Below are 19,404 nucleotides of genomic sequence, written 5' to 3'. Positions count from 1 at the left end.
AAAGCGTCCTTTACGGGCGCTTTTTTCAATCATATGCGCATAGAAGCGTTATGTATTTTGTGATGAGTTGTGATAAAGTAAAGATGGTACATGAACCGAAACAGTGATCGTCTAGGAGGAACCACGTTGACTGAAGAACAAAAACCTACTTCTGAAAAATCGGTAAAAAGAAAATCCAACACGTATTGGGAATGGGGAAAGGCCATCATTATAGCGGTTGCACTTGCGCTGTTAATCCGCCATTTCCTGTTTGAACCGTACTTAGTGGAAGGATCATCAATGTACCCGACATTACATGACGGTGAAAGACTGTTTGTCAACAAAAGCGTCAATTATATCGGAGAAATCGAGCGGGGGGACATCGTCATTATTAACGGCGATACGTCGAAAGTCCATTATGTAAAGCGGCTCATCGGAAAACCTGGAGAAACGGTGGAAATGAAAAATGACACGCTTTATATAAACGGCAAAAAAATCGCAGAACCGTACCTCGCGAGCAATAAAAAAGAAGCGAAAAAACTGGGAGTCAACCTGACGGGAGATTTCGGCCCCGTAAAGGTTCCGAAAGGCAAATACTTCGTCATGGGCGACAATCGGCTGAATTCAATGGACAGCCGGAATGGCCTCGGCTTAATAGCCGAAAACCGGATCGTCGGCACCTCGAAGTTTGTGTTCTTCCCGTTTCATGATATGCGTCAGACAAAATAAAAACGCCGCGCTGCCCGATTCGGACAGCAGGCGTTTTTTATTTGGCAAACGAGGCCGCGACGGCGATGAACAATACCGTGGCCAGCACTGATCCGACAATGGCCAGAACGCTGAAAAAAAGATTCACCTGCTTCTTCTCTTTGCCGCGTTTTTCAAGCATCCGTTTTGAAAAGAGATGCGAAAACGTATAAATGAGGGCGATTCCGACATACAAGCCGATGTCACGTGCCGTAAAGCCTGTGACGGCCAGAAAAACCCCGGTGAAGAAAATCATAAGACAGTATTCTGTGAGTGTTAAAAGCTTCAACTTGTTCCTCCGTGATGAATATGTATATATATCTATTGTATCACAGCGCTCCGGGTTTGACGCCTGCATCTTTTCAAACCCGTATATTCGCAGGGAAACATTTCTCTTCCCCTTTATTCATGGTATACTTTTAATGATGATAGACACGATGGAGGATTCTAAATGATTGCTGTAAATAATGTGAGCTTGCGTTTTGCGGATCGCAAGTTATTTGAAGATGTTAATATTAAATTTACGCCGGGCAACTGCTACGGATTAATAGGCGCAAACGGTGCCGGAAAATCAACATTTTTGAAAATTTTATCCGGTGAGCTGGAGCCGCAGACCGGCGATGTCCATATGAGTCCGGGCGAACGTCTTGCCATTCTGAAGCAGAACCACTTTGAATATGAAGACTGTGAAGTGCTGAAAGTCGTCATTATGGGACATAAACGTTTATACGAAGTCATGCAGGAAAAAGACGCGATTTATATGAAGCCTGATTTTTCAGATGAAGACGGCATCCGCGCCGCTGAACTTGAAGGAGAGTTTGCGGAATTAAACGGATGGGAAGCTGAAAGTGAAGCCGCTATTTTGTTAAAGGGGCTGGGCATCTCTGAAGACCTGCATACGAAGAAAATGGCCGACTTAGGCGGTTCAGAAAAGGTGAAAGTGCTTTTGGCACAGGCGCTGTTCGGCAAGCCGGACGTTCTGCTGCTTGATGAACCGACCAACCACTTGGATCTGAAAGCGATTCAGTGGCTGGAAGAGTTTTTAATCAACTTTGAGAACACAGTCATCGTCGTATCCCATGACCGTCACTTTTTAAATAAAGTGTGCACGCACATCGCCGATCTTGATTTTAATAAAATTCAAGTGTACGTCGGCAACTATGATTTCTGGTATGAATCAAGCCAGCTTGCTTTAAAGCTTTCTCAGGAAGCCAACAAGAAAAAAGAAGAGCAGATTAAACAGCTTCAGGAGTTCGTGGCCAGATTCAGCGCCAACGCCTCTAAATCAAAGCAGGCGACATCAAGAAAGAAACTCCTTGATAAAATCACGCTTGATGATATCAAACCGTCATCACGCCGTTATCCTTATGTCAATTTCACGCCGGAACGCGAGATCGGAAATGACGTGCTGCGGGTTGAAGGCTTAACAAAAACGATTGACGGGGTTAAGGTGCTTGATAACGTCAGCTTTATTATGAACAGAGAAGACAAAATTGCATTTACGGGCCGCAACGAACTTGCCGTTACGACATTGTTTAAAATCATTTCCGGGGAAATGGAAGCAGACAGCGGCACATTTAAATGGGGCGTGACCACTTCTCAGGCGTACTTCCCTAAAGACAACAGCGAATATTTTGACGGCAGCGATGCGAACCTTGTCGACTGGCTCCGCCAATACTCGCCGCATGACCAAAGCGAAAGCTTTCTGCGCGGTTTCTTAGGACGCATGCTGTTCTCAGGAGAAGAAGTCAACAAAAAATCAAACGTCCTTTCCGGAGGAGAAAAAGTGCGCTGCATGCTTTCAAAAGCGATGCTTTCCGGCGCGAATATCTTAATTCTGGATGAACCGACAAACCACTTAGATTTGGAATCCATTACGGCGCTTAACAACGGCTTAATCAGCTTTAAAGGCGCTATGCTGTTTTCATCTCATGACCATCAGTTTGTACAGACAATTGCCAACCGCATCATTGAATTAACGCCTAAAGGCATTGTTGACAAACAAATGTCTTATGACGAATTTCTTGAAAACGCGGATGTGCAGAAAAAGCTTGAAGAGCTATACGCGTAATAAAGAAGCAGGGGAGACTCTGCTTTTTTATTTATGAAAAAAGTTTTCAATCTTCTGACTTCCCGTTACAATAAAGGAATACATAAATTGAAAAGAGACGGAGGAATGCATCATGAAGTTTTTAGTTGTCGGAGCTGGGGGAGTGGGCGGATATATTGGCGCACGTCTTGCAGAAAAGGGAAATGACGTTACGTTTCTCGTCCGTCAGAAGCGGGCGGAACAATTAAAAGAGACGGGATTGACCGTCAAAAGTGCAAATGGTGATGTTTCAATCAAGCCGAAAATAATCATGGCGGGCGAAGATGGAGAGTTTGACGCCGTTATCATCGCATCAAAAGCGTATTCTTTGCAGGACGTCATTGGGGATGTCAAACCGTTTGTCAAACCTTCGTCGGTCATTATTCCTTTTTTAAACGGATACAGGCACTATAACCAGCTGTTTGAAGCTTTTTCAAAACGGCAGGTGCTGGGCGGCCTCTGCTTTATTGAGAGCGCCCTTAACGACAAAGGGGACATTCTTCATACGAGCGCTGCCCACCGCTTTGTTTTCGGTGAATGGAACGGGGAACGCACGGAACGTATAAATGAGCTGGAAAACGCATTTGCAGGTGTGAAAGCGGATGTCATCATCAGCCGGGAGATTGAAAAGGACATTTGGAAAAAATATATGTTTATTGCCGCGCAGGCGGGCGTGACCACTCTGTTTCAACAGCCGGTCGGACCGATTTTAGAAACAGCAGGCGGCCGCAGCACGGCAAAGCGCCTCTTTGCCGAAATCGGAGCCATTTTCAAGGCTGCCGGCATCCCGAAAGATCCTGGTCTGGAAGAAGAGAGTTATCGCACATTGACAAGCATGTCTTACCATATGAAATCGTCGATGCTGAGAGATATGGAAAAGGGCAGGGTGACGGAAGGTGATCATTTACACGGCTTTTTGCTTGAGAAAGCGAAAGGCTTGTCAATTGATACACCTGTTTTGGAAACCGTCTGCGCCAACTTGCAAATGTATGAAGCGAAATAAAAAGGAGGCCTGATCGCCTCCTTTTTTTATTAAAATGCCCAGTTTCCGTTTCTGAAGATCGGTTCTCTTTTCCCGTCCGCGGTAATACCGTCGATATTCATGTCTTTGGAACCGACCATAAAATCTACGTGTGTAATGCTTTCATTTAAGCCCTCTTTAACAAGCTCTTCCCGTGTCATTTGTTTGCCGCCCTCAATATTAAAGGCATACGCACTGCCGATCGCCAAGTGGTTAGAGGCGTTTTCATCGTACAGTGTGTTGTAAAATAAAATATTTGATTGTGAAATCGGTGAATCGTAAGGCACTAAGGCCACTTCACCGAGATAGTGTGAGCCTTCATCGGTTTCGACGATGCCTTTTAAAATCTCCTCGCCTTTTTCAGCTTTCACATCGACAATGCGGCCGTTTTCAAAGGTAAGAGTGAAGTTATCAATAATGTTGCCGCCGTAGCTCAGCGGTTTCGTGCTGGAAACCGTGCCGTTCACCCCGTCACGCTGCGGAAGGGTGAAAACCTCTTCTGTCGGCATGTTGGCCATGAATTCGTGACCGCTTTCATTCACGCTTCCCGCGCCTGCCCATACATGTTTTTTCGGCAGTTCAATGGTTAAGTCTGTTCCTTCAGCCTGATAATGCAGGGCGCTGTAATGTTTTTTGTTCAGGTGTTCCACTTTTTCATGAAGATTTTGATCATGTTTTTTCCATGCTTCCACAGGGTTTTCTTCATTTACGCGGGTCGTTTTGAAAATTTCTTCCCATAAAAGCTGAACGGCTGTTTCTTCCGGCTGATCCGGGAACACTTTTTTCGCCCAGCCTGTTGAAGCAGCTCCGATCACCGTCCAGCTGACCTTATCTGATTGAATATATTGTCTGTATGTATGCAATGCTTTTCCGGCGGCTTTTTGGAACGCTGCAATCCGTTTGCCGTCAGTGCCTTTTAACAGGTCGGGGTCGGATGAGACGACAGAAATAAACGCAGCCCCTTTTTTCGCGAGCTCTTCTTTTCCTTTTGCTTCCCATTCAGGATACTCTTCAAACGCTTCAAAAGGTGCCATCTCGTATTTTAATCTGGACAGTTCATCGTCCTGCCAATTTACGGTGACGTTTTTTGCGCCTTTTTCATAAGAATGTTTGGCAAGCAGTCTGACAAGTTCCCGGACATCAGTTGAGGCATTGATTACGACATGCTGTCCTCTTTGGACATTGACGCCGACTTCTACCGCCAGCTGAGCATATGTATTTAACTTTTCAGTAAACGAACTCATCGTTCATTCCTCCTCATCGGTTTTTCTCATCATATCAAATAACGCCTCATAAAGGAAAGAAAGGAGCACAAACGAAAAAGACACAGCTTTTGCTGCGTCTTTACGGGTGATTCAGTTTTACGGCGCCGCCGGCCGGAGAATGGGGCATATTGGCCAGTGAAATGCTCATACCCCCCAAAATAATTCCGCTTAAAATGACGGCTACTGCTACGCGTCTTCCCACATCTCTAAGCATATGCTTCCTCCTTAATGTTTCTCCAGTTCTCACAATATGAGCCGGCCGGAGAAAAAAGAAGCACAATCTTATTATTTAATCGCTTTTTGCAGCTTGTCGATGACGTCTAATGAACGCCCAGTGCCGATAGCCACTGATTCAAGCGGATTTGCCGCCAAATGAACGGGAACGACGATTTCATCTGTCAGCCATTCTTTCATCCCGTTTAAAAGGGAGCCTCCGCCGGTTAACACGACGCCGCGGTCAACGATATCACCGCTGAGCTCCGGCGGACAATCTTCAAGCGTCGCTCTGATCGCTTCAAGAATATGCAGGAGCGACTCACGCATCGCGTGCTGAATTTCATTAGACTGCAGTCTGATTGTCTTCGGCAGACCGGTTACAAGGTCACGCCCGCGGATTTCCATCGTTTCCGGCACATGTTCGATCAATGCAAATCCGATTTCCATTTTCACTTGTTCTGCCGTACGTTCCCCGATCAGCAGGTTGTATTTTTTTCTGACGAACGAGGCGATATCTTCATCAAGCTGGTCGCCGCCGATTCTGATCGAATGGCAGGATACGACGCCACCGAATGAGATGATGGCGACTTCAGTCGTACCGCCGCCGATATCTACGACGACGTTTGCGACCGGCTCGTCAACAGGGAGGTCGGCCCCGATTGCAGCGGCTACGGGTTCTTCAATCAAGTGAACGTTTTTCGCTCCGCAGTTTTTGACAGCGTCACTGATGGCGCGGCGTTCAACGGCTGTTGAGCCTGAAGGCGTGCAGACGACGACATTCGGTTTGCGGAAGGTCATTCCGATTTTTTTTCCGGCTTTTTTCATAATGTGTTTTAATAAGTCAGTTGTCATATCATAATCAGCAATGACACCGTCTTTCATCGGCCGTACGGCGACGATTTTCCCCGGCGTCTTTCCGATCATGCTTTTGGCATCCGTTCCGATGGCAAGCACCGCTTTCGTTGTTGTATCTACAGCGACAACGGAAGGCTCGTTTAAAATAATACCTTTATTTTTACTGTAAACAAGTATATTAGCGGTTCCTAAGTCGATTCCGATCTCAGTTGATTGAAACATGTTTTCACCCAATCCCTATCCTGATTTAATTGATTCTACATTTAAAGTTTCTGAGAAAAACCACGATTTTTGGGGGTTTCCGCCGGGAATGAAATGTTTTTGTAAAAAAGGAGGGAAAGTCTGTATCCCGTATTTCAAAAGGCTTTTTTTCTGTAAAAAACATTCATTTCCGGATGCTGAGAAACTTTTGCTCCGTTCCTTTCGTCTACGTTTATGAAGGATTTTCCTTGGACATAAAGAAGAGACATTAAAGGAAGTAGGGGATTTCTATGAAATCAATTGGTGTAGTAAGAAAAGTAGACGAACTCGGGCGTATTGTCATGCCGATTGAATTGAGAAGAGCATTGGATATCGCTATTAAAGATAGTATTGAATTTTTCGTTGACGGAGACAAAATTGTCTTAAAAAAATACAAGCCGCACGGCATTTGCTTAATGACCGGGGAAATTACCTCCGAAAATCAGGAGTACGGCAACGGCAAAATTATTTTAAGTCCTGAAGGAGCGAAAATGCTGCTTGAGGAAATCGAGGAAGCGTTAAAAGATAGATCATAATCAGCAAAAAGGGCGGGGCATCATTCCGTCCTTTTATTATGAACTTGTGCAAAAACTCACGGGAAAAGTAAGCGAACCTGCTCAATTAATTGGGAATAGTTATCATTTTTTAGTCAATAATGCAGTCAACAATGTTACAATATATGTAGAAATGCTAGCGGCAGGTGGGACTATGGGAAAATATCAAGCGCGTATCATTTCCTTAATCTTGGCAATGATTTTTATTATGTTTTGGGATTATTTATTTTATATGATTGAACGGAATCCGATTAACTGGCCCGTTGACATCACCTTTACCGCCGTCACATTAATCAGCGTCTGGCTGCTGGCTTATTATGTGGACAATAAAAAGCAGCTGCTGGCGGAGCTGAAGGACAGCGAGCAGAAAGCAAAGGCGCTTTCAGATGAGAAAAACCGGATCATGGACAATTTGCAGGAAATCGTTTTTCAGACGGATTCACAAGGGAATATTACATATTTGAATCAGGCCTGGACGACGATTACGGGCCACTCCATCAGCGAATGTATGGGCACGATGTATAATGATTATTTTATAAAAGAAAAACATATCATTGATTATATTATCTCCCAAATCAAGCAGCAGTCCCCGTCAGGAATGTTTACGGCCAAATATATTAAAAGAGACGGCACGATTTTTTGGGGGGAAGTCCATTATAAGCTGTATTATGACCGCAGACAGAAATTTGTCGGGAGCCTGGGGACGATGTCTGATATCAGTGAACGGAAAAAAGCGGTCGACGAGCTTCTGGAAACGAACGAACGCCTTGCCATGCAATCTCAAAAGCTGGCCATTGCCGGAGAGCTTGCGGCAGGAATCGCCCATGAAGTAAGAAATCCTTTAACGTCAGTCAGCGGCTTTCTCCAGCTGATGAAAGCCCAGTATCCGGAAAGAACGGATTATTTCGATATTATTTTTTCGGAGATTAAAAGGATTGATCTCGTGCTGGGGGAGCTGCTTCTGCTCGCCAAGCCGCAGACCGTGACGTTTACCGCTCATCATCTCAACCATATTTTAAGGCAGGTGGCGACGCTTCTTGACACGAACGCGGTGCTGTCGAACACTGTGATTGAGAAGGATTTCAGGCAGACTGAGTCCTGTATGGTCAACGGTGACGAAAACCAGCTGAAACAGGTATTTATCAATATTATTAAAAATGCGATTGAAGCGATGCCTGACGGCGGGAATATTCATATTTATACAGAACGGGATGAAGAATACGCGGTGATCAGCATACAGGATGAAGGAAACGGCATGTCGAAAGAAAAGCTTGAAAACATCGGCAAACCGTTTTTCTCAACAAAAGATCAGGGAACGGGTCTCGGGCTTCCGATTTGTTTACGAATTCTGAAGGAGCATAATGGTAAACTTAACATTAAGAGCAAAAATGGAGAAGGCAGTACGTTTCAGGTGATTCTGCCGTTAGAAGCGGCTGCTGTCCAAAAGGAGGAAAAATAACTTGCTTCTTTTTGTATACGGTTTGTTACGGAAGCGTGAAGAAAACCATGAACTGCTGAAAAGCGCTCCGTGTGTGTGCGAGCAGGCCGCGATAAACGGTGTGCTGTACGAAACGGATAAAGGTCAGCCTGCGGCGTCTTTAGCAGAAACAGCTTTTGTGTACGGGGAATTGTATGAAACAGATCATCAGATGATCCGTAAGCTGGATATGTATTATGCTGATTTTGACCGGAAAGAGGTTGCCGTGACGACGGATGCCGGGAATAAAACCGCCTTCGCATATGTCGTAAAGCCCGGCCAGTGTGCCTCATTCAGCCGTATCAAAAGCGGAGACTGGAAAGAATACCGTTTTATGAAACGGGAGGATGACAGTCCGGTTTATTATTTCGCTTACGGCTCCTGTATGGACAATGCCCGGTTTAAACAGGCGGGGGTCGACCACTTCTTTGCCGAGCCGGTCGGAGGGGCGGTTGTTGAAGGGTATTCGACGAGATTCACGTTAAGGCGTCCTGACGGTTCCAGAGCCGATCTTGTTGAAGACGGGGGACGAACTGAAGGCGTGCTGTACAAGCTCCCGTTTGAAGCGGCAACCTATCTGTACAAAAGAGAAGGTGTTGATAATCACACATACCGTCCCGCGTTCATAGAAGTGTGTGCCGGCGGCCGTGTATACAGAGGCGTCCTGACGTTTCTGGTTCTTGATAAAGCTGAGGAAATTGCGCCTCCGGGTCACTATCAGGAAGAAATCGAACGCGGAGCGGACCTGTATTTATCACCCGCCTTTTCAGAGAAGCTTAAACGCTATATGAACTCATTGCCGAAAATGTGATACTATTCCTATTAGAGATATTGTTTAAAGGAGTACTGTTATGAGAAAAGAGTTTGCCGTTATCGGTCTCGGACGCTTCGGCGGAAGTATTTGCAAAGCATTAAGTGAAGAAGGCCTTGAGGTCATGGCGATGGATATTGATGAAGATAAAGTAAATGAATACGCCAAAATCGCATCACACGCGGTCATCGGCGATTCAACCGATGAATCGGTGCTGAAAAACTTGGGGCTGCGCAACTTTGACCACGTCATTGTGGCAATCGGCGAAAATATACAGGCGAGCATTTTAACGACGCTGATCTTAAAGGAACTCGGCGTGAACACGATCACGGTTAAAGCGCAGAACGATTATCATGAGAAAGTGCTTGCGAAAATCGGGGCCGATCACATCGTCCACCCTGAACGTGACATGGCAAAACGCATCGCCCACAACATCGTATCAAATAATGTGCTTGATTATTTGGAGCTGTCCGACGAACACAGCATTGTGGAGATCGTGGCCAACAGCAGGCTTGCGGGCAACACACTGCTTGATCTGGACATCCGGGCGAAGTACGGCATTAATATCGTGGCCATCAAGAGAGAAAAAGAAGTGATCGTATCTCCGCTGGCGACTGAAATGATTCAAAAAGAAGATATTCTCATCGTTATCGGCTCTCTTACGGACATTTCCCGATTTGAAAAAAGAGTGCTTCATACAAAGTGAAAAGCCGTCCGTAAAAGGACGGTCTTTTATTATGTCAGAATAGAAAGACATTTATTGTGTAAGCGGTATATTCTGCAATTTTTATTGACTATGATCAGGCGATCCGATAGCATATTGTACCATATAAAGAAAAAGAGGAGGCCTCATTTTGAACAAAGAAACACTGGCTGAACGGCTGAATGCATCAGCCGGCAGACAAAAAGCCGATACCGTCATTAAAAACGGAAAAATCATGGATGTATTTAACCAGGAATGGATTTCTGCAGATATCGCCATTACGGGCGGAGTGATCGTCGGGCTGGGCGAATATGAAGGGGAAGAAGTCATTGATGCAGAAGGTCAAATGATCGTTCCGGGCTTTATTGACGGACATGTTCATATCGAGTCCTCTATGGTTACTCCGATTGAATTTGCTAAAGCCGTCCTCCCTCACGGAGTGACGACTGTCATTACTGATCCTCACGAAATTGCGAATGTTTCCGGAGCAAAAGGCATTTCATTTATGATAGAGCAGGCGAAAAAGGCGCCGCTGAACATCCGTTTCATGCTTCCTTCCTGTGTTCCCGCCGCTAGCTTTGAACGCTCAGGAGCTGTATTAAAAGCCGAGGATTTAAAGCCTTTTTATCAGGAGAAAGAGGTGCTCGGGCTTGCGGAAGTAATGGATTATGTGTCTGTTGCGGAAGGTGAAGAGGATATGCTTCAGAAACTGCTTGATGCCAAGCGTCACGGAAAACGGATCGACGGGCATTTAGCCGGACTGTCTTCAGATATCATCAATATATACAGAACCGCAATGGTGTCAAATGATCATGAAGTGACGACAAAAGAAGAAGCGCTGGACAGAATCAGACGGGGAATGTACGTCATGCTGCGCGAAGGATCGGTGGCCAAAAATACGCTCAATGTGCTGCCGGCGGTGAATGAAAAAAACGCGCGCCGCTTTTTCTTTTGTACGGATGATAAGCATGTAGATGATCTGCTTTCAGAAGGAAGTGTGAACCACCAAGTCAAAATGGCGATAAAGGCGGGACTTGATCCATTCCTTGCGTATCAGCTCGCCAGCTTAAATGCGGCTGAGTGCTACGGCCTTGAAACAAAAGGGGCGGTAGCGCCGGGTTTTGACGCAGATCTGCTGTTCATTTCAGATGTACGGGAGGCTGCCGTCACGAAGACCATGGTCGCCGGCCGTACCGTTGCCGAGAACGGACGAACAGTTGATGAACAGTCTGCCGGTTCCTATTCGCCGGACCAGGCACTGTTGGATACAGTGCGGCTGAAATCGCCGCTGACTGAATCTGATTTTCATATACCGATTCAAGAGGGCAGGAAAATGAAAGTAATCGAAATGATACCGAATCATTTGGAGACGAGAAAAAAAGAAGTGCCTGCACCGTCTGCTGACGCGTTTCGTTCTGATACAGATAATGATTTATTAAAAATCGCCGTCGCAGAGCGGCACAGCGGCGAAAAAATGATAGGACTCGGGATTGTACAAGGGTTCGGGTTAAAAGAAGGCGCCATCGCCACAACCATTTCTCACGATTCCCATAATATCATCGCCGTCGGTACAAACGATGCCGATTTGGCAAAAGCAATCAACAGGCTCCGTGACACCGGGGGCGGATTAACAGCCGTGAAAAACGGAGAATTGCTTCACTCCGTTCCGCTTCCGATCGCCGGGCTTTTGTCTGATAAGTCGGCGGAATGGGTCAATGACAGCTTGGGCGTGCTTCATGAAAAGCTTCCTCTGCTCGGATTCACCGGTGATTTCAATCCGTTTCTCACCTTATCGTTTTTAGCCCTTCCGGTGATTCCGGATATTAAAATGACGGCGGCCGGTCTGTTTGATGTCAAAGCCTTTCAGCATATTCCGCTGCAATAAAAAAACTGCACTCGTAATGAGTGCAGTTTTTTTAGACCTCCATAATGATCGGAAGGATCATCGGGCGGCGTTTTGTTTTTTCGTATAGGAACGGAGCAAGCGTATCGGTAATTTCGTTTTTAATTTCGGACCACTGCGTTGTTTTCCGATCCATTACTTTCTCCAGATGGTTCGAAATGAGCTGCTGCGCGTCATTGATCAAATCACCGGATTCTCTCATGTATACAAAACCTCTTGAGATTAAATCAGGTCCCGCCGAAACCTTAAAGTCGTCCATATTGATGCTGACAACAACGATAACAAGGCCTTCTTCTGAAAGAATGCGGCGGTCGCGGAGCACGATATTGCCGATATCACCGATTCCGCTTCCGTCAATGTAAACGGAGCCGGACGGAATTTTGCCTGCCACAGCGGCTTCTTCGCCTTTGAGGGCCAGCACTTCGCCATTATCCATGATAAAGCAGTTTTCTTCAGGTATGCCGCAATCAGTCGCGAGTTTGACGTGCATTTTCTGCATTCTGTACTCACCGTGAATCGGCATAAAGAACTTCGGTTTGATCAGGCGGAGCATTAATTTCTGCTCTTCCTGTCCGCCGTGTCCGGATGTATGAATGTCATTCAATGAACCGTGAATGACTTCTGCGCCCGCACGGTACAGCTGGTTGATGGTGCGGCTTACGCTGATTGTGTTTCCGGGTATCGGAGAGGAAGAAAAGACGACTGTATCTCCGGGATTAATGGAAATCTGCCGGTGCGTCCCGTTAGCGATGCGTGATAACGCCGCCATCGGTTCACCTTGGCTCCCCGTACATAAAATCGTTACCTTATTGGCAGGCAAACGATTGATTTCGTTATGCTCAATAAACGTATTTTTAGGACAGGTAATGTAACCGAGATTTTGTCCGATTTCAATAGCCGATTCCATACTGCGTCCGAATACGGCAACTTTTCTGCCGTTTAAAACGGCTGCTTCAATCACCTGCTGAAGACGGTGTATATTCGAAGCGAATGTCGCAAATATAATTCTGCCGTCCACTTTTCGGAAAATATCGTGAATGCTTTCGCCTACGCGGCGTTCTGACATGGTGAAATCAGGCACCTCACTGTTTGTACTGTCAGAAAGCAGGCACAAAACGCCTTCTTTCCCGATTTCAGCCATCTTTGTCAAGTTGGCCGGTTCGCCTACCGGTGTGAAATCGAACTTAAAGTCCCCGGTATGTACGATATTGCCCGGCGGTGTTTTGACGACGATTCCGTATGAATCCGGAATGCTGTGTGTCGTTCTGAAGAAGGATACAGACGTCTTGCGGAACTTCACGATGTCGTCTTCACCGATGATGTTTAATTTGGTCTGTCTTAACAGCCCGTGCTCTTCAAGTTTATTCCGAAGTAAGCCGATCGCGAGTTTACCGCCGTAAACGGGAATATTTACTTGTCTGAGCAGGTACGGAATACCGCCGATATGGTCTTCATGACCGTGGGTGATAAACAGACCTTTAATTTTATCTTCATTTTTTACTAAATACGTGTAATCGGGGATTACGTAATCAATGCCGAGAAGTTCATCTTCCGGGAACTTGATTCCCGCATCAATCAGTACAATTTCATCCTGAAACTGCACCCCGTACGTATTTTTCCCGATCTCGCCCAATCCGCCGAGGGCGAAAACGGCAGTCTGGTCATTTTTTACAAATTTCATTCCGCTCATAACTCCAATACTTTAAAATTTTCGCTCTGCTTCTCATATTCTAAAAAAGCACCGTCCACAGGCTGAACAAATTCAATGTTGTATTTCTGATCTTTCAGTTTCGTTCTGACGTCCCGTTCTGAAACGCCCTCAATGTAAAGTGAATCTGTTTTTTCCCGAACAGGTACTTCGTCAGCCTTCTCTTGATAAAATACCTTATAAATCATCCAAATCTCTCCTTAAATGCCGTATGTTAGACTCGCTTATTCTATTATATTCGAAAACGGATTATAAGGAAAGTCTCGAGCAAAAAAGGGACTTTCAAAAACCGAAAGATCCCTTCTACGCGATGACTTTTTTCCGGAGCATTCCGCCCCACTGTCTTCTGAGTTTCTTCCGTAATCGGCGCAGCATCGTATACCTCCTTTAAAGCCCTTTATAGCAGTAGTATGCGGAAAAAATGAATTTGTTTTCGTGGGTAAAACTGGAATTTGATCAAGGCGGTTTTCCGGAAGAAAAACTTTCTGTATGATGATATTGAAAAAGACACGACTGATAAACGGGAAAAAGGAGAAATTGACATGAAACCAAAACTGATCTTTTTTGATATTGACGGCACGATCTATGACCATGATAAACATATTCCCGATAGCGCAAGAAACGCCGTGACGGCACTTAAAGAGGCTGGCCATCACGTTTTTATCGCCAGCGGAAGGTCCCCGTTTATGGTAAAACCGATTCTGGAAGAGCTTGAGATTGAATCATTTATTTCATACAACGGCCAGTATGTCGTATTTGAAGGTGAGGTCATTTATAAAAATCCTCTTCCTGAAGATGCGGTTGCGCGTTTATTAAAGCAGGCGGCAGAAGGGGAGCACCCCGTCGTATTTATGGCGGAAGACACGATGAAAACGACCGTCCCCGGACATCCGCACGTCTCGGAAGGAATCGGCAGTCTGAAAGCGCCTTATCCCGAAGTTGATGAAACATTTTATAAAGGAAAAGAAATTTATCAGCTGCTTTTATTCTGCCGCGGACATGAAGAAAAAGCATATGCCGCTTTTCCGGAGTTTGATTACGTCCGCTGGCATGAATTGTCCACGGATGTGCTTCCGAAAGGCGGTTCAAAAGCGGAAGGCATTAAAAGAGTGCTTGAGCGGCTTCCGTACGGCGTAAGTGATACTTATGCATTCGGCGACGGACTAAATGACCTTGAGATGATCCGTTTTGTCGGCACCGGGGTGGCGATGGGAAATGCGGTTCCGGAATTAAAAGCTGCCGCCGATTTCGTCACAAAGCCGGTGGATGAAGAGGGAATCAGCTGGGCCGTCAAAGAACTGGGCCTTTTGAAATAAAGAAAACCGGCACTTTGGGAAGTGCCGGTTTTTTTTTAACGGTCAATGGCAATGGCGTTTTCAGGTTCTTTGAACGGATCTTCTTTATCGATATGGTCGTAAAACATCACGCCGTTCAGATGATCGATTTCGTGCTGAAACACGATGGCCGGAAAACCTTTGAGGCGGATGTCAATCTGTTCTCCTTCAAGCGTCACCGCCTTCACGCGGATGCGGGCGTAGCGCGGCACATAGCCGGGAATGGGTTCGTCTACCGACAGGCAGCCTTCTCCGCTCGTCAAGTAGCTTTTTTCCACTGAGTGGCTGACGATTTTAGGGTTAAAAAGAGCATAGCTGTATAAAGTGCCTTTCGCATCTTCTGCATGGACGGCGATCATCCGTTTTTTTACGTCTGTTTGCGGAGCGGCAAGACCGACGCCCGGACGAAGGTTGTATTTCTCGGCTAATTCAGGATTTTGGCTGTTTTTCACAAACTCAATCATATCAGCAAGATGCTGTTTTTCTTCGTCAGAAGCGGGAAGCTGAACCTCTTCAGCGATCTCTCTGAGCGCGGGATGTCCGTCGCGTACAATATTTTCCATAGTAATCAAGAAACTTCACTCCTAAAGCTTAATATGTAAATTATAGCGAATTTCTTTATCGCGGCGCAACGAAACAATTGGCCGGCCATAGCAGGCCGGCCGATTTTCATGGTGTATAAGGTCAGCAGCCGCAGCCTAAATAAGCGGCACCGACGATGATTAATAAGATAAACAATACGACGATTAATGCGAATGTGCGGCCATATCCGCCGCCGCAGCCATAACCGTAACCGCCATAACCGTATCCGCCGCCGCAGCAACCGCCGCCAAATCCGCCGCCAAATCCATATCCGTACATAAAAAAACCTCCTCTTTTAATTACGCTGACCCTTTGTCAGCAGGGCCGGCGTCTACTATAAACTATGTAAAAGCCAAAAAGATGTATGGTCATCCGCCCTGTTTTCTCAATTTTTTACGCCAGTATTCTTTGACAGCACCGTAAGCGTCTTTTTACCCGGTCATGCCAATTACAGCTCAGCTATTGTCAAAAAGCGTTCGGGCTTCTATAGTGGAAATTGTCAAGATTGGGGGATTTTAAGTGAATATGATTCAAAAAAAGGTATTAGCAGGAATCGGAGCGCTCGGCGCCGCAAGTATGCTGCTTGCGGGCTGCGGGGGAAAAGATCCGGTTGAATCGCTTCATGACTCGATGGAAAAAGCCGTTCAAGCGGAAAAACCGTTTCAAAAAGAGCAGAAAACATTGGAAAAATTGGAGAAAAAAGAGCACAAGCTTTACGACAGCGCGGTTAAACTGAATATGGATGATTACAAGAAAATCGTCACACTGTCTGATCAGGCTCTGAGCAATGCAAATCAGCGAAAAAAACATCTGAAAGCAGAAAAAGACAGTATTGATGATTCAAAAAAAGCATTTGAATCCGCAAAAAAAACTTCTCAAGAAATAAAGGATAAGAAAGTAAAAGAAAAAGCCGGGCATGCTGTCGCTTTAATGGAGAAAAGATATGCATCTTATGATCTTTTGTACAAAAAGTACGAAAAAGCCATTTCACTTGATAAGGACCTTTATAAACTGATTAAAGATAAAAAGCTCACATTAGCGCAGCTGGAAGAGCAGATCAGCAAAGTAAACTCAGTTTACGAAAAGGTGCATAAACAAGCAGAGGAGTTCAATCAATTTACTAAAGACTACAACAAAGAGAAAGAACTATTATTCCGCGAATAGTATAGTGAAGGCATATCGGCATGGGCTGATGAACTGATAACAACCGAGTTCAGCCGCCTGTAAAATGGCGGCTGAAGAATTGGTATATACGTGTGTTTCCCATTGACAACATGTAAATCATGGTATAGTATTTATTTAGGGAAATATTCACATAAAACCAATCGTTGTTTCGGCACGTTGGAATGTTTTTATTATATTGATATATAAAAAACGGAATGAAAATGTGGTTTTAATTATCAGAAAATTCTATCTATTTATATTTGCGGCAATATGATATTTGCACATGCTTTTTGCTTTTAAACCTTTATCCGGCATAAAGGTTTTTTTATTTTGCTTCGTATTGCTTATTAAGTAAATGACAATTTTAAAATTGAAGTGAAAAATGTTAATCAAATAACAATCGGAACGAAAAGAAACGGCAGAAATACGGAACAAGGAGGAAAACAAATGCTTGCTTACGTCTTTCCCGGACAGGGAGCGCAGTTTAAAGGAATGGGCAGAGACTTATTCGATGAATTCAGTGAGCTCATTAAAAAGGCAGATCATATTTTAGGATACTCCATAAAGGATTTATGCCTTACAGATGAAAAAGAGAGGCTCACTGATACGAAGTATACACAACCTGCAATTTATACAGTGAGCGCACTGCAATATTTAAAGGGTTTAAAAGAAGGTCATACACGCCCTGATGCTGTTGCAGGACATAGTCTGGGTGAATATACTGCGCTTTTTGCGGCCGGCGTTTTTAATTTTGAAACAGGTCTCCGGCTGGTTGCTAAAAGAGGCGAGTTAATGAGTGAGGCTTCCGAGGGCGGAATGGCTGCCGTGATCGGACTGGATGAGCATCACATAAAAAAAATACTTCAAAAGTATGAATTCGGCCAAATAGATATCGCCAATTACAATACATCTTCACAAATTGTGATAGCAGGGGCTGCAGAAGAGATAAAGCGGGCAGCCTCTTTTTTTGAAAAAGAAGGGGCGAAAGCTTATATCGTATTGCAAGTCGGCGGAGCTTTTCATTCTCGTTTTATGGAAAGTGCACAGCGTGAATTTGCGGAATTTATCGAGGAGTTTCATTTTTCTGAATTGAATTTCCCGGTCATCTCTAACTATACGGCAAGACCTTATAAACAAGAAGATATCAAACGGAATTTAATTGAACAAATAACAAACTCGGTGAAATGGACTGAAAGCATCAGGTACTTAATGGGACAAGGCGTCACTGTGTTTGAAGAGATCGGTCCCGGAAACATTCTGACTAAATTAATTCAAACCATACAAAGAGATGAGGAACCGCTTAATATTAGTGCGCCGGAAGACAGTCTCTTGTTTTCTGAAGGGAACAAGGACAATTCGGAAAGCGGGAAAGAGAAGGGCCTCTTGGCCGAAAATATAGAAAGCAGTGCGGCTTCACCGGTGTCCCAATTGGGTGATCAATCTTTCAAAGAAGATTACGGTTTGACATACGCGTATTTGGCAGGTGCGATGCATAGAGGGATCTCTTCCGCTGAAATGCTGATCCGCCTCGGGAAGAAAGGAATGCTGGGGTTCTTTGGCACAGCGGGTTTAACTATAAGGGAAATTGAACAGGCTCTTATTACTATTAAGAAGACACTCAAAAGTGGCCAGCCCTACGGAATGAATCTGCGATTTGAGCCGGATCATCAAGATAGAGAAAAGGAATTGATAGATTTATATATCAAGCATGACGTACGGGTAATAGAAGCGTCTTCGTATCTTTCCGTCAGCGCGCCATTAATTTATTACAAAGCGCATCAGTTGAAGATGGACAAAAGCGGCAGGGTCATACCTCATAATCGGATCATTGCCAAAGTTTCACGGCCGGAAGTTGCGGCCGCATTTCTGAGTCCGCCTCCTCAAAGTATCGTAAAGAGAATGTGTCAGCAGGGTATGCTGACGGAAGAGCAGGCGGAGTGGCTCAGCCGTGTTCCGGCAGCAGACGATATCATTATTGAAGCAGATTGCGGCAGTAATACCGAACAGGGCTCATTGACGGCGATGCTGCCGTTTTTTGTTAACCTGCGGGATGAAATGATGGAAACACACAAATACGCAAGGAAGATCAGAGTCGGGGCCGCGGGAGGAATCGGAACTCCCGAGTCTGCGGCGTCTGCTTTTTTAATGGGCGCTGATTTTATTATGACGGGATCCATTAATCAATGTACAGTTGAAGCCGAAACAAGCGGTTTTGTTAAAGAAATGCTGAGTGAGACAGGAATATGCGACACTGCTTATGCGCCTTCGGAGACTCTGTTTGAGTTCGGAACAAAGGTGCAGGTGCTGAAAAAGGGCACGCTGTTTCCGGTCAGGGCAAATAAATTATTTCAAATCTACCAACAATATGAGTCTTTGAGTGAGATAGATGAAAAGACAAAAATTCAGCTCGAAAATGTTTATTTTAACAAGACTTTTGATGAAATCTACGAAAGCATAATAGAAAAACAGCCGAACCTGGCCCAAAAAGCTGAGCGCAATCAAAAATATAAGATGCTGTTACTATTTAAGTGGTATTTGCAGAGAGGATGTCTGCTTGCTTTGGAAGGGCAGGAAGAACAAAAGGTGAATTTCCAAGTTCATTGCGGCCCGTCTTTAGGCGCTTTTAATCATTGGGTAAAGGGCACGGATTTGGAATCATGGAGAAACAGACATGTCGATGACATTGGTGAAAAAATGATGAATGAGACCGAAAGTCTGCTAAGGCGCAGATTGGATACGTTATTTCTACACTAAAG

Annotated in this window: 19 protein-coding genes; 11 read left to right on the top strand and 8 right to left on the bottom strand. The window is 45.0% G+C overall.

All coding sequences use genetic code 11. From position 1 onward, the window contains the following. The first annotated feature begins 126 nt into the window (after window positions 1-126). The gene (gene sipT / locus OWN49_RS02130) at window positions 127-708 is read left to right on the top strand and encodes a signal peptidase I sipT (RefSeq protein ID WP_003154568.1); all 582 of its coding nucleotides are present in this window, start codon (window positions 127-129) and stop codon (window positions 706-708) included. 37 nt (window positions 709-745) lie between these two features. On the opposite strand, the gene OWN49_RS02125 is transcribed toward sipT, so the two are convergent. Then, window positions 746-1,015, bottom strand: coding sequence for a hypothetical protein (locus OWN49_RS02125; RefSeq protein ID WP_021493749.1), 270 nt, complete (start codon window positions 1,013-1,015; stop codon window positions 746-748). Window positions 1,016-1,177: 162 nt separating this feature from the next. Here OWN49_RS02125 and OWN49_RS02120 point away from each other — a divergent pair, with 162 nt between their 5' ends. Then, entirely contained in the window at window positions 1,178-2,797 is a 1,620-nt protein-coding gene (locus tag OWN49_RS02120; protein WP_003154562.1) for an ABC-F family ATP-binding cassette domain-containing protein, read from the top strand. Between the two features lie 112 nt (window positions 2,798-2,909). Further along, on the top strand, window positions 2,910-3,818 hold the full coding sequence (locus OWN49_RS02115) for a ketopantoate reductase family protein (protein WP_077722151.1): 909 nt from the start codon (window positions 2,910-2,912) through the stop codon (window positions 3,816-3,818). A 29-nt stretch (window positions 3,819-3,847) separates the two neighbouring features. On the opposite strand, the gene OWN49_RS02110 is transcribed toward OWN49_RS02115, so the two are convergent. The 3 genes from OWN49_RS02110 to mreBH all read right to left on the bottom strand — a co-directional run bounded on the left by OWN49_RS02110 (window position 3,848) and on the right by mreBH (window position 6,394). Then, window positions 3,848-5,080 (bottom strand): aminopeptidase, encoded by a 1,233-nt coding sequence (locus OWN49_RS02110; protein ID WP_070081754.1) that lies wholly within the window; start codon window positions 5,078-5,080, stop codon window positions 3,848-3,850. Between the two features lie 100 nt (window positions 5,081-5,180). Further along, window positions 5,181-5,315, bottom strand: coding sequence for a protein YkpC (locus tag OWN49_RS02105; protein ID WP_003154559.1), 135 nt, complete (start codon window positions 5,313-5,315; stop codon window positions 5,181-5,183). A gap of 71 nt (window positions 5,316-5,386) precedes the next feature. Beyond that, window positions 5,387-6,394 (bottom strand): cell shape-determining protein MreBH, encoded by a 1,008-nt coding sequence (gene mreBH, locus OWN49_RS02100; RefSeq protein ID WP_003154558.1) that lies wholly within the window; start codon window positions 6,392-6,394, stop codon window positions 5,387-5,389. 269 nt (window positions 6,395-6,663) lie between these two features. Here mreBH and OWN49_RS02095 point away from each other — a divergent pair, with 269 nt between their 5' ends. The 5 genes from OWN49_RS02095 (at window position 6,664) to ade (ending at window position 11,842) form a co-directional block, all read left to right on the top strand. Beyond that, on the top strand, window positions 6,664-6,948 hold the full coding sequence (locus OWN49_RS02095; RefSeq protein WP_024085249.1) for an AbrB/MazE/SpoVT family DNA-binding domain-containing protein: 285 nt from the start codon (window positions 6,664-6,666) through the stop codon (window positions 6,946-6,948). A gap of 172 nt (window positions 6,949-7,120) precedes the next feature. Further along, complete coding sequence (locus OWN49_RS02090; RefSeq protein ID WP_014304932.1) at window positions 7,121-8,425, top strand: ATP-binding protein; 1,305 nt, start codon at window positions 7,121-7,123, stop codon at window positions 8,423-8,425. A gap of 1 nt (window position 8,426) precedes the next feature. Then, on the top strand, window positions 8,427-9,254 hold the full coding sequence (locus OWN49_RS02085) for a gamma-glutamylcyclotransferase (protein WP_146283566.1): 828 nt from the start codon (window positions 8,427-8,429) through the stop codon (window positions 9,252-9,254). Window positions 9,255-9,294: 40 nt separating this feature from the next. Beyond that, window positions 9,295-9,960 carry a Ktr system potassium transporter KtrC gene (gene ktrC, locus OWN49_RS02080; RefSeq protein WP_003154554.1) on the top strand — a complete coding sequence of 222 codons (666 nt, stop codon included), beginning with the start codon at window positions 9,295-9,297 and terminating at the stop codon, window positions 9,958-9,960. 148 nt (window positions 9,961-10,108) lie between these two features. Beyond that, entirely contained in the window at window positions 10,109-11,842 is a 1,734-nt protein-coding gene (gene ade / locus OWN49_RS02075) for an adenine deaminase (protein WP_176283298.1), read from the top strand. Between the two features lie 31 nt (window positions 11,843-11,873). Here ade and rnjA read toward each other — a convergent pair whose 3' ends face one another. Then, window positions 11,874-13,541, bottom strand: coding sequence for a ribonuclease J1 (gene rnjA, locus OWN49_RS02070; protein WP_007409649.1), 1,668 nt, complete (start codon window positions 13,539-13,541; stop codon window positions 11,874-11,876). A 5-nt stretch (window positions 13,542-13,546) separates the two neighbouring features. Next, window positions 13,547-13,756: a DNA-dependent RNA polymerase subunit epsilon gene (locus tag OWN49_RS02065; RefSeq protein WP_003154548.1), complete on the bottom strand. Its 210-nt coding sequence runs from the start codon at window positions 13,754-13,756 to the stop codon at window positions 13,547-13,549. Between the two features lie 354 nt (window positions 13,757-14,110). Here OWN49_RS02065 and OWN49_RS02060 point away from each other — a divergent pair, with 354 nt between their 5' ends. Further along, window positions 14,111-14,884, top strand: coding sequence for a Cof-type HAD-IIB family hydrolase (locus OWN49_RS02060; protein ID WP_031378771.1), 774 nt, complete (start codon window positions 14,111-14,113; stop codon window positions 14,882-14,884). 35 nt (window positions 14,885-14,919) lie between these two features. Here the strand turns inward: OWN49_RS02060 and def are convergent, their stop codons facing one another. Both def and OWN49_RS02050 read right to left on the bottom strand, forming a co-directional pair. Continuing rightward, the gene (def, locus tag OWN49_RS02055; protein ID WP_071391889.1) at window positions 14,920-15,474 is read right to left on the bottom strand and encodes a peptide deformylase; all 555 of its coding nucleotides are present in this window, start codon (window positions 15,472-15,474) and stop codon (window positions 14,920-14,922) included. Between the two features lie 112 nt (window positions 15,475-15,586). Next, window positions 15,587-15,763, bottom strand: a complete 177-nt coding sequence (locus OWN49_RS02050; protein WP_032862645.1) for a YjcZ family sporulation protein — start codon at window positions 15,761-15,763, stop codon at window positions 15,587-15,589. Window positions 15,764-16,009: 246 nt separating this feature from the next. Between OWN49_RS02050 and OWN49_RS02045 the strand changes: the two genes are divergently transcribed. Together OWN49_RS02045 and fabD are read left to right on the top strand one after the other, a co-directional pair. Next, window positions 16,010-16,648, top strand: a complete 639-nt coding sequence (locus tag OWN49_RS02045) for a YkyA family protein (RefSeq protein ID WP_077723151.1) — start codon at window positions 16,010-16,012, stop codon at window positions 16,646-16,648. A 447-nt stretch (window positions 16,649-17,095) separates the two neighbouring features. After that, window positions 17,096-19,402 (top strand): ACP S-malonyltransferase, encoded by a 2,307-nt coding sequence (fabD, locus tag OWN49_RS02040; protein ID WP_077722155.1) that lies wholly within the window; start codon window positions 17,096-17,098, stop codon window positions 19,400-19,402. Window positions 19,403-19,404: the final 2 nt, after the last annotated feature.

The sequence above is a fragment of the Bacillus sp. NEAU-242-2 genome, from assembly GCF_027853835.1.
Taxonomy (GTDB): Bacteria; Bacillota; Bacilli; order Bacillales; family Bacillaceae; genus Bacillus; species Bacillus velezensis.
The sequence above is the reverse complement of the archived record's forward strand: the minus strand, read 5'-3'. Positions and strand labels throughout refer to the sequence as shown.

What these genes read in the sequence shown, in the direction of transcription:
- OWN49_RS02120 (WP_003154562.1), top strand. Translation starts at nt 1,178, where the DNA reads ATGATTGCTGTAAATAATGTGAGCTTGCGTTTTGCGGATCGCAAGTTA.
- OWN49_RS02115 (WP_077722151.1), top strand. Translation starts at nt 2,910, where the DNA reads ATGAAGTTTTTAGTTGTCGGAGCTGGGGGAGTGGGCGGATATATTGGC.
- OWN49_RS02110 (WP_070081754.1), bottom strand. Translation starts at nt 5,080, where the DNA reads ATGAGTTCGTTTACTGAAAAGTTAAATACATATGCTCAGCTGGCGGTA.
- OWN49_RS02105 (WP_003154559.1), bottom strand. Translation starts at nt 5,315, where the DNA reads ATGCTTAGAGATGTGGGAAGACGCGTAGCAGTAGCCGTCATTTTAAGC.
- mreBH (WP_003154558.1), bottom strand. Translation starts at nt 6,394, where the DNA reads ATGTTTCAATCAACTGAGATCGGAATCGACTTAGGAACCGCTAATATA.
- OWN49_RS02095 (WP_024085249.1), top strand. Translation starts at nt 6,664, where the DNA reads ATGAAATCAATTGGTGTAGTAAGAAAAGTAGACGAACTCGGGCGTATT.
- OWN49_RS02090 (WP_014304932.1), top strand. Translation starts at nt 7,121, where the DNA reads ATGGGAAAATATCAAGCGCGTATCATTTCCTTAATCTTGGCAATGATT.
- ktrC (WP_003154554.1), top strand. Translation starts at nt 9,295, where the DNA reads ATGAGAAAAGAGTTTGCCGTTATCGGTCTCGGACGCTTCGGCGGAAGT.
- rnjA (WP_007409649.1), bottom strand. Translation starts at nt 13,541, where the DNA reads ATGAAATTTGTAAAAAATGACCAGACTGCCGTTTTCGCCCTCGGCGGA.
- OWN49_RS02065 (WP_003154548.1), bottom strand. Translation starts at nt 13,756, where the DNA reads ATGATTTATAAGGTATTTTATCAAGAGAAGGCTGACGAAGTACCTGTT.
- OWN49_RS02060 (WP_031378771.1), top strand. Translation starts at nt 14,111, where the DNA reads ATGAAACCAAAACTGATCTTTTTTGATATTGACGGCACGATCTATGAC.
- OWN49_RS02050 (WP_032862645.1), bottom strand. Translation starts at nt 15,763, where the DNA reads ATGTACGGATATGGATTTGGCGGCGGATTTGGCGGCGGTTGCTGCGGC.
- OWN49_RS02045 (WP_077723151.1), top strand. Translation starts at nt 16,010, where the DNA reads ATGATTCAAAAAAAGGTATTAGCAGGAATCGGAGCGCTCGGCGCCGCA.
- fabD (WP_077722155.1), top strand. Translation starts at nt 17,096, where the DNA reads ATGCTTGCTTACGTCTTTCCCGGACAGGGAGCGCAGTTTAAAGGAATG.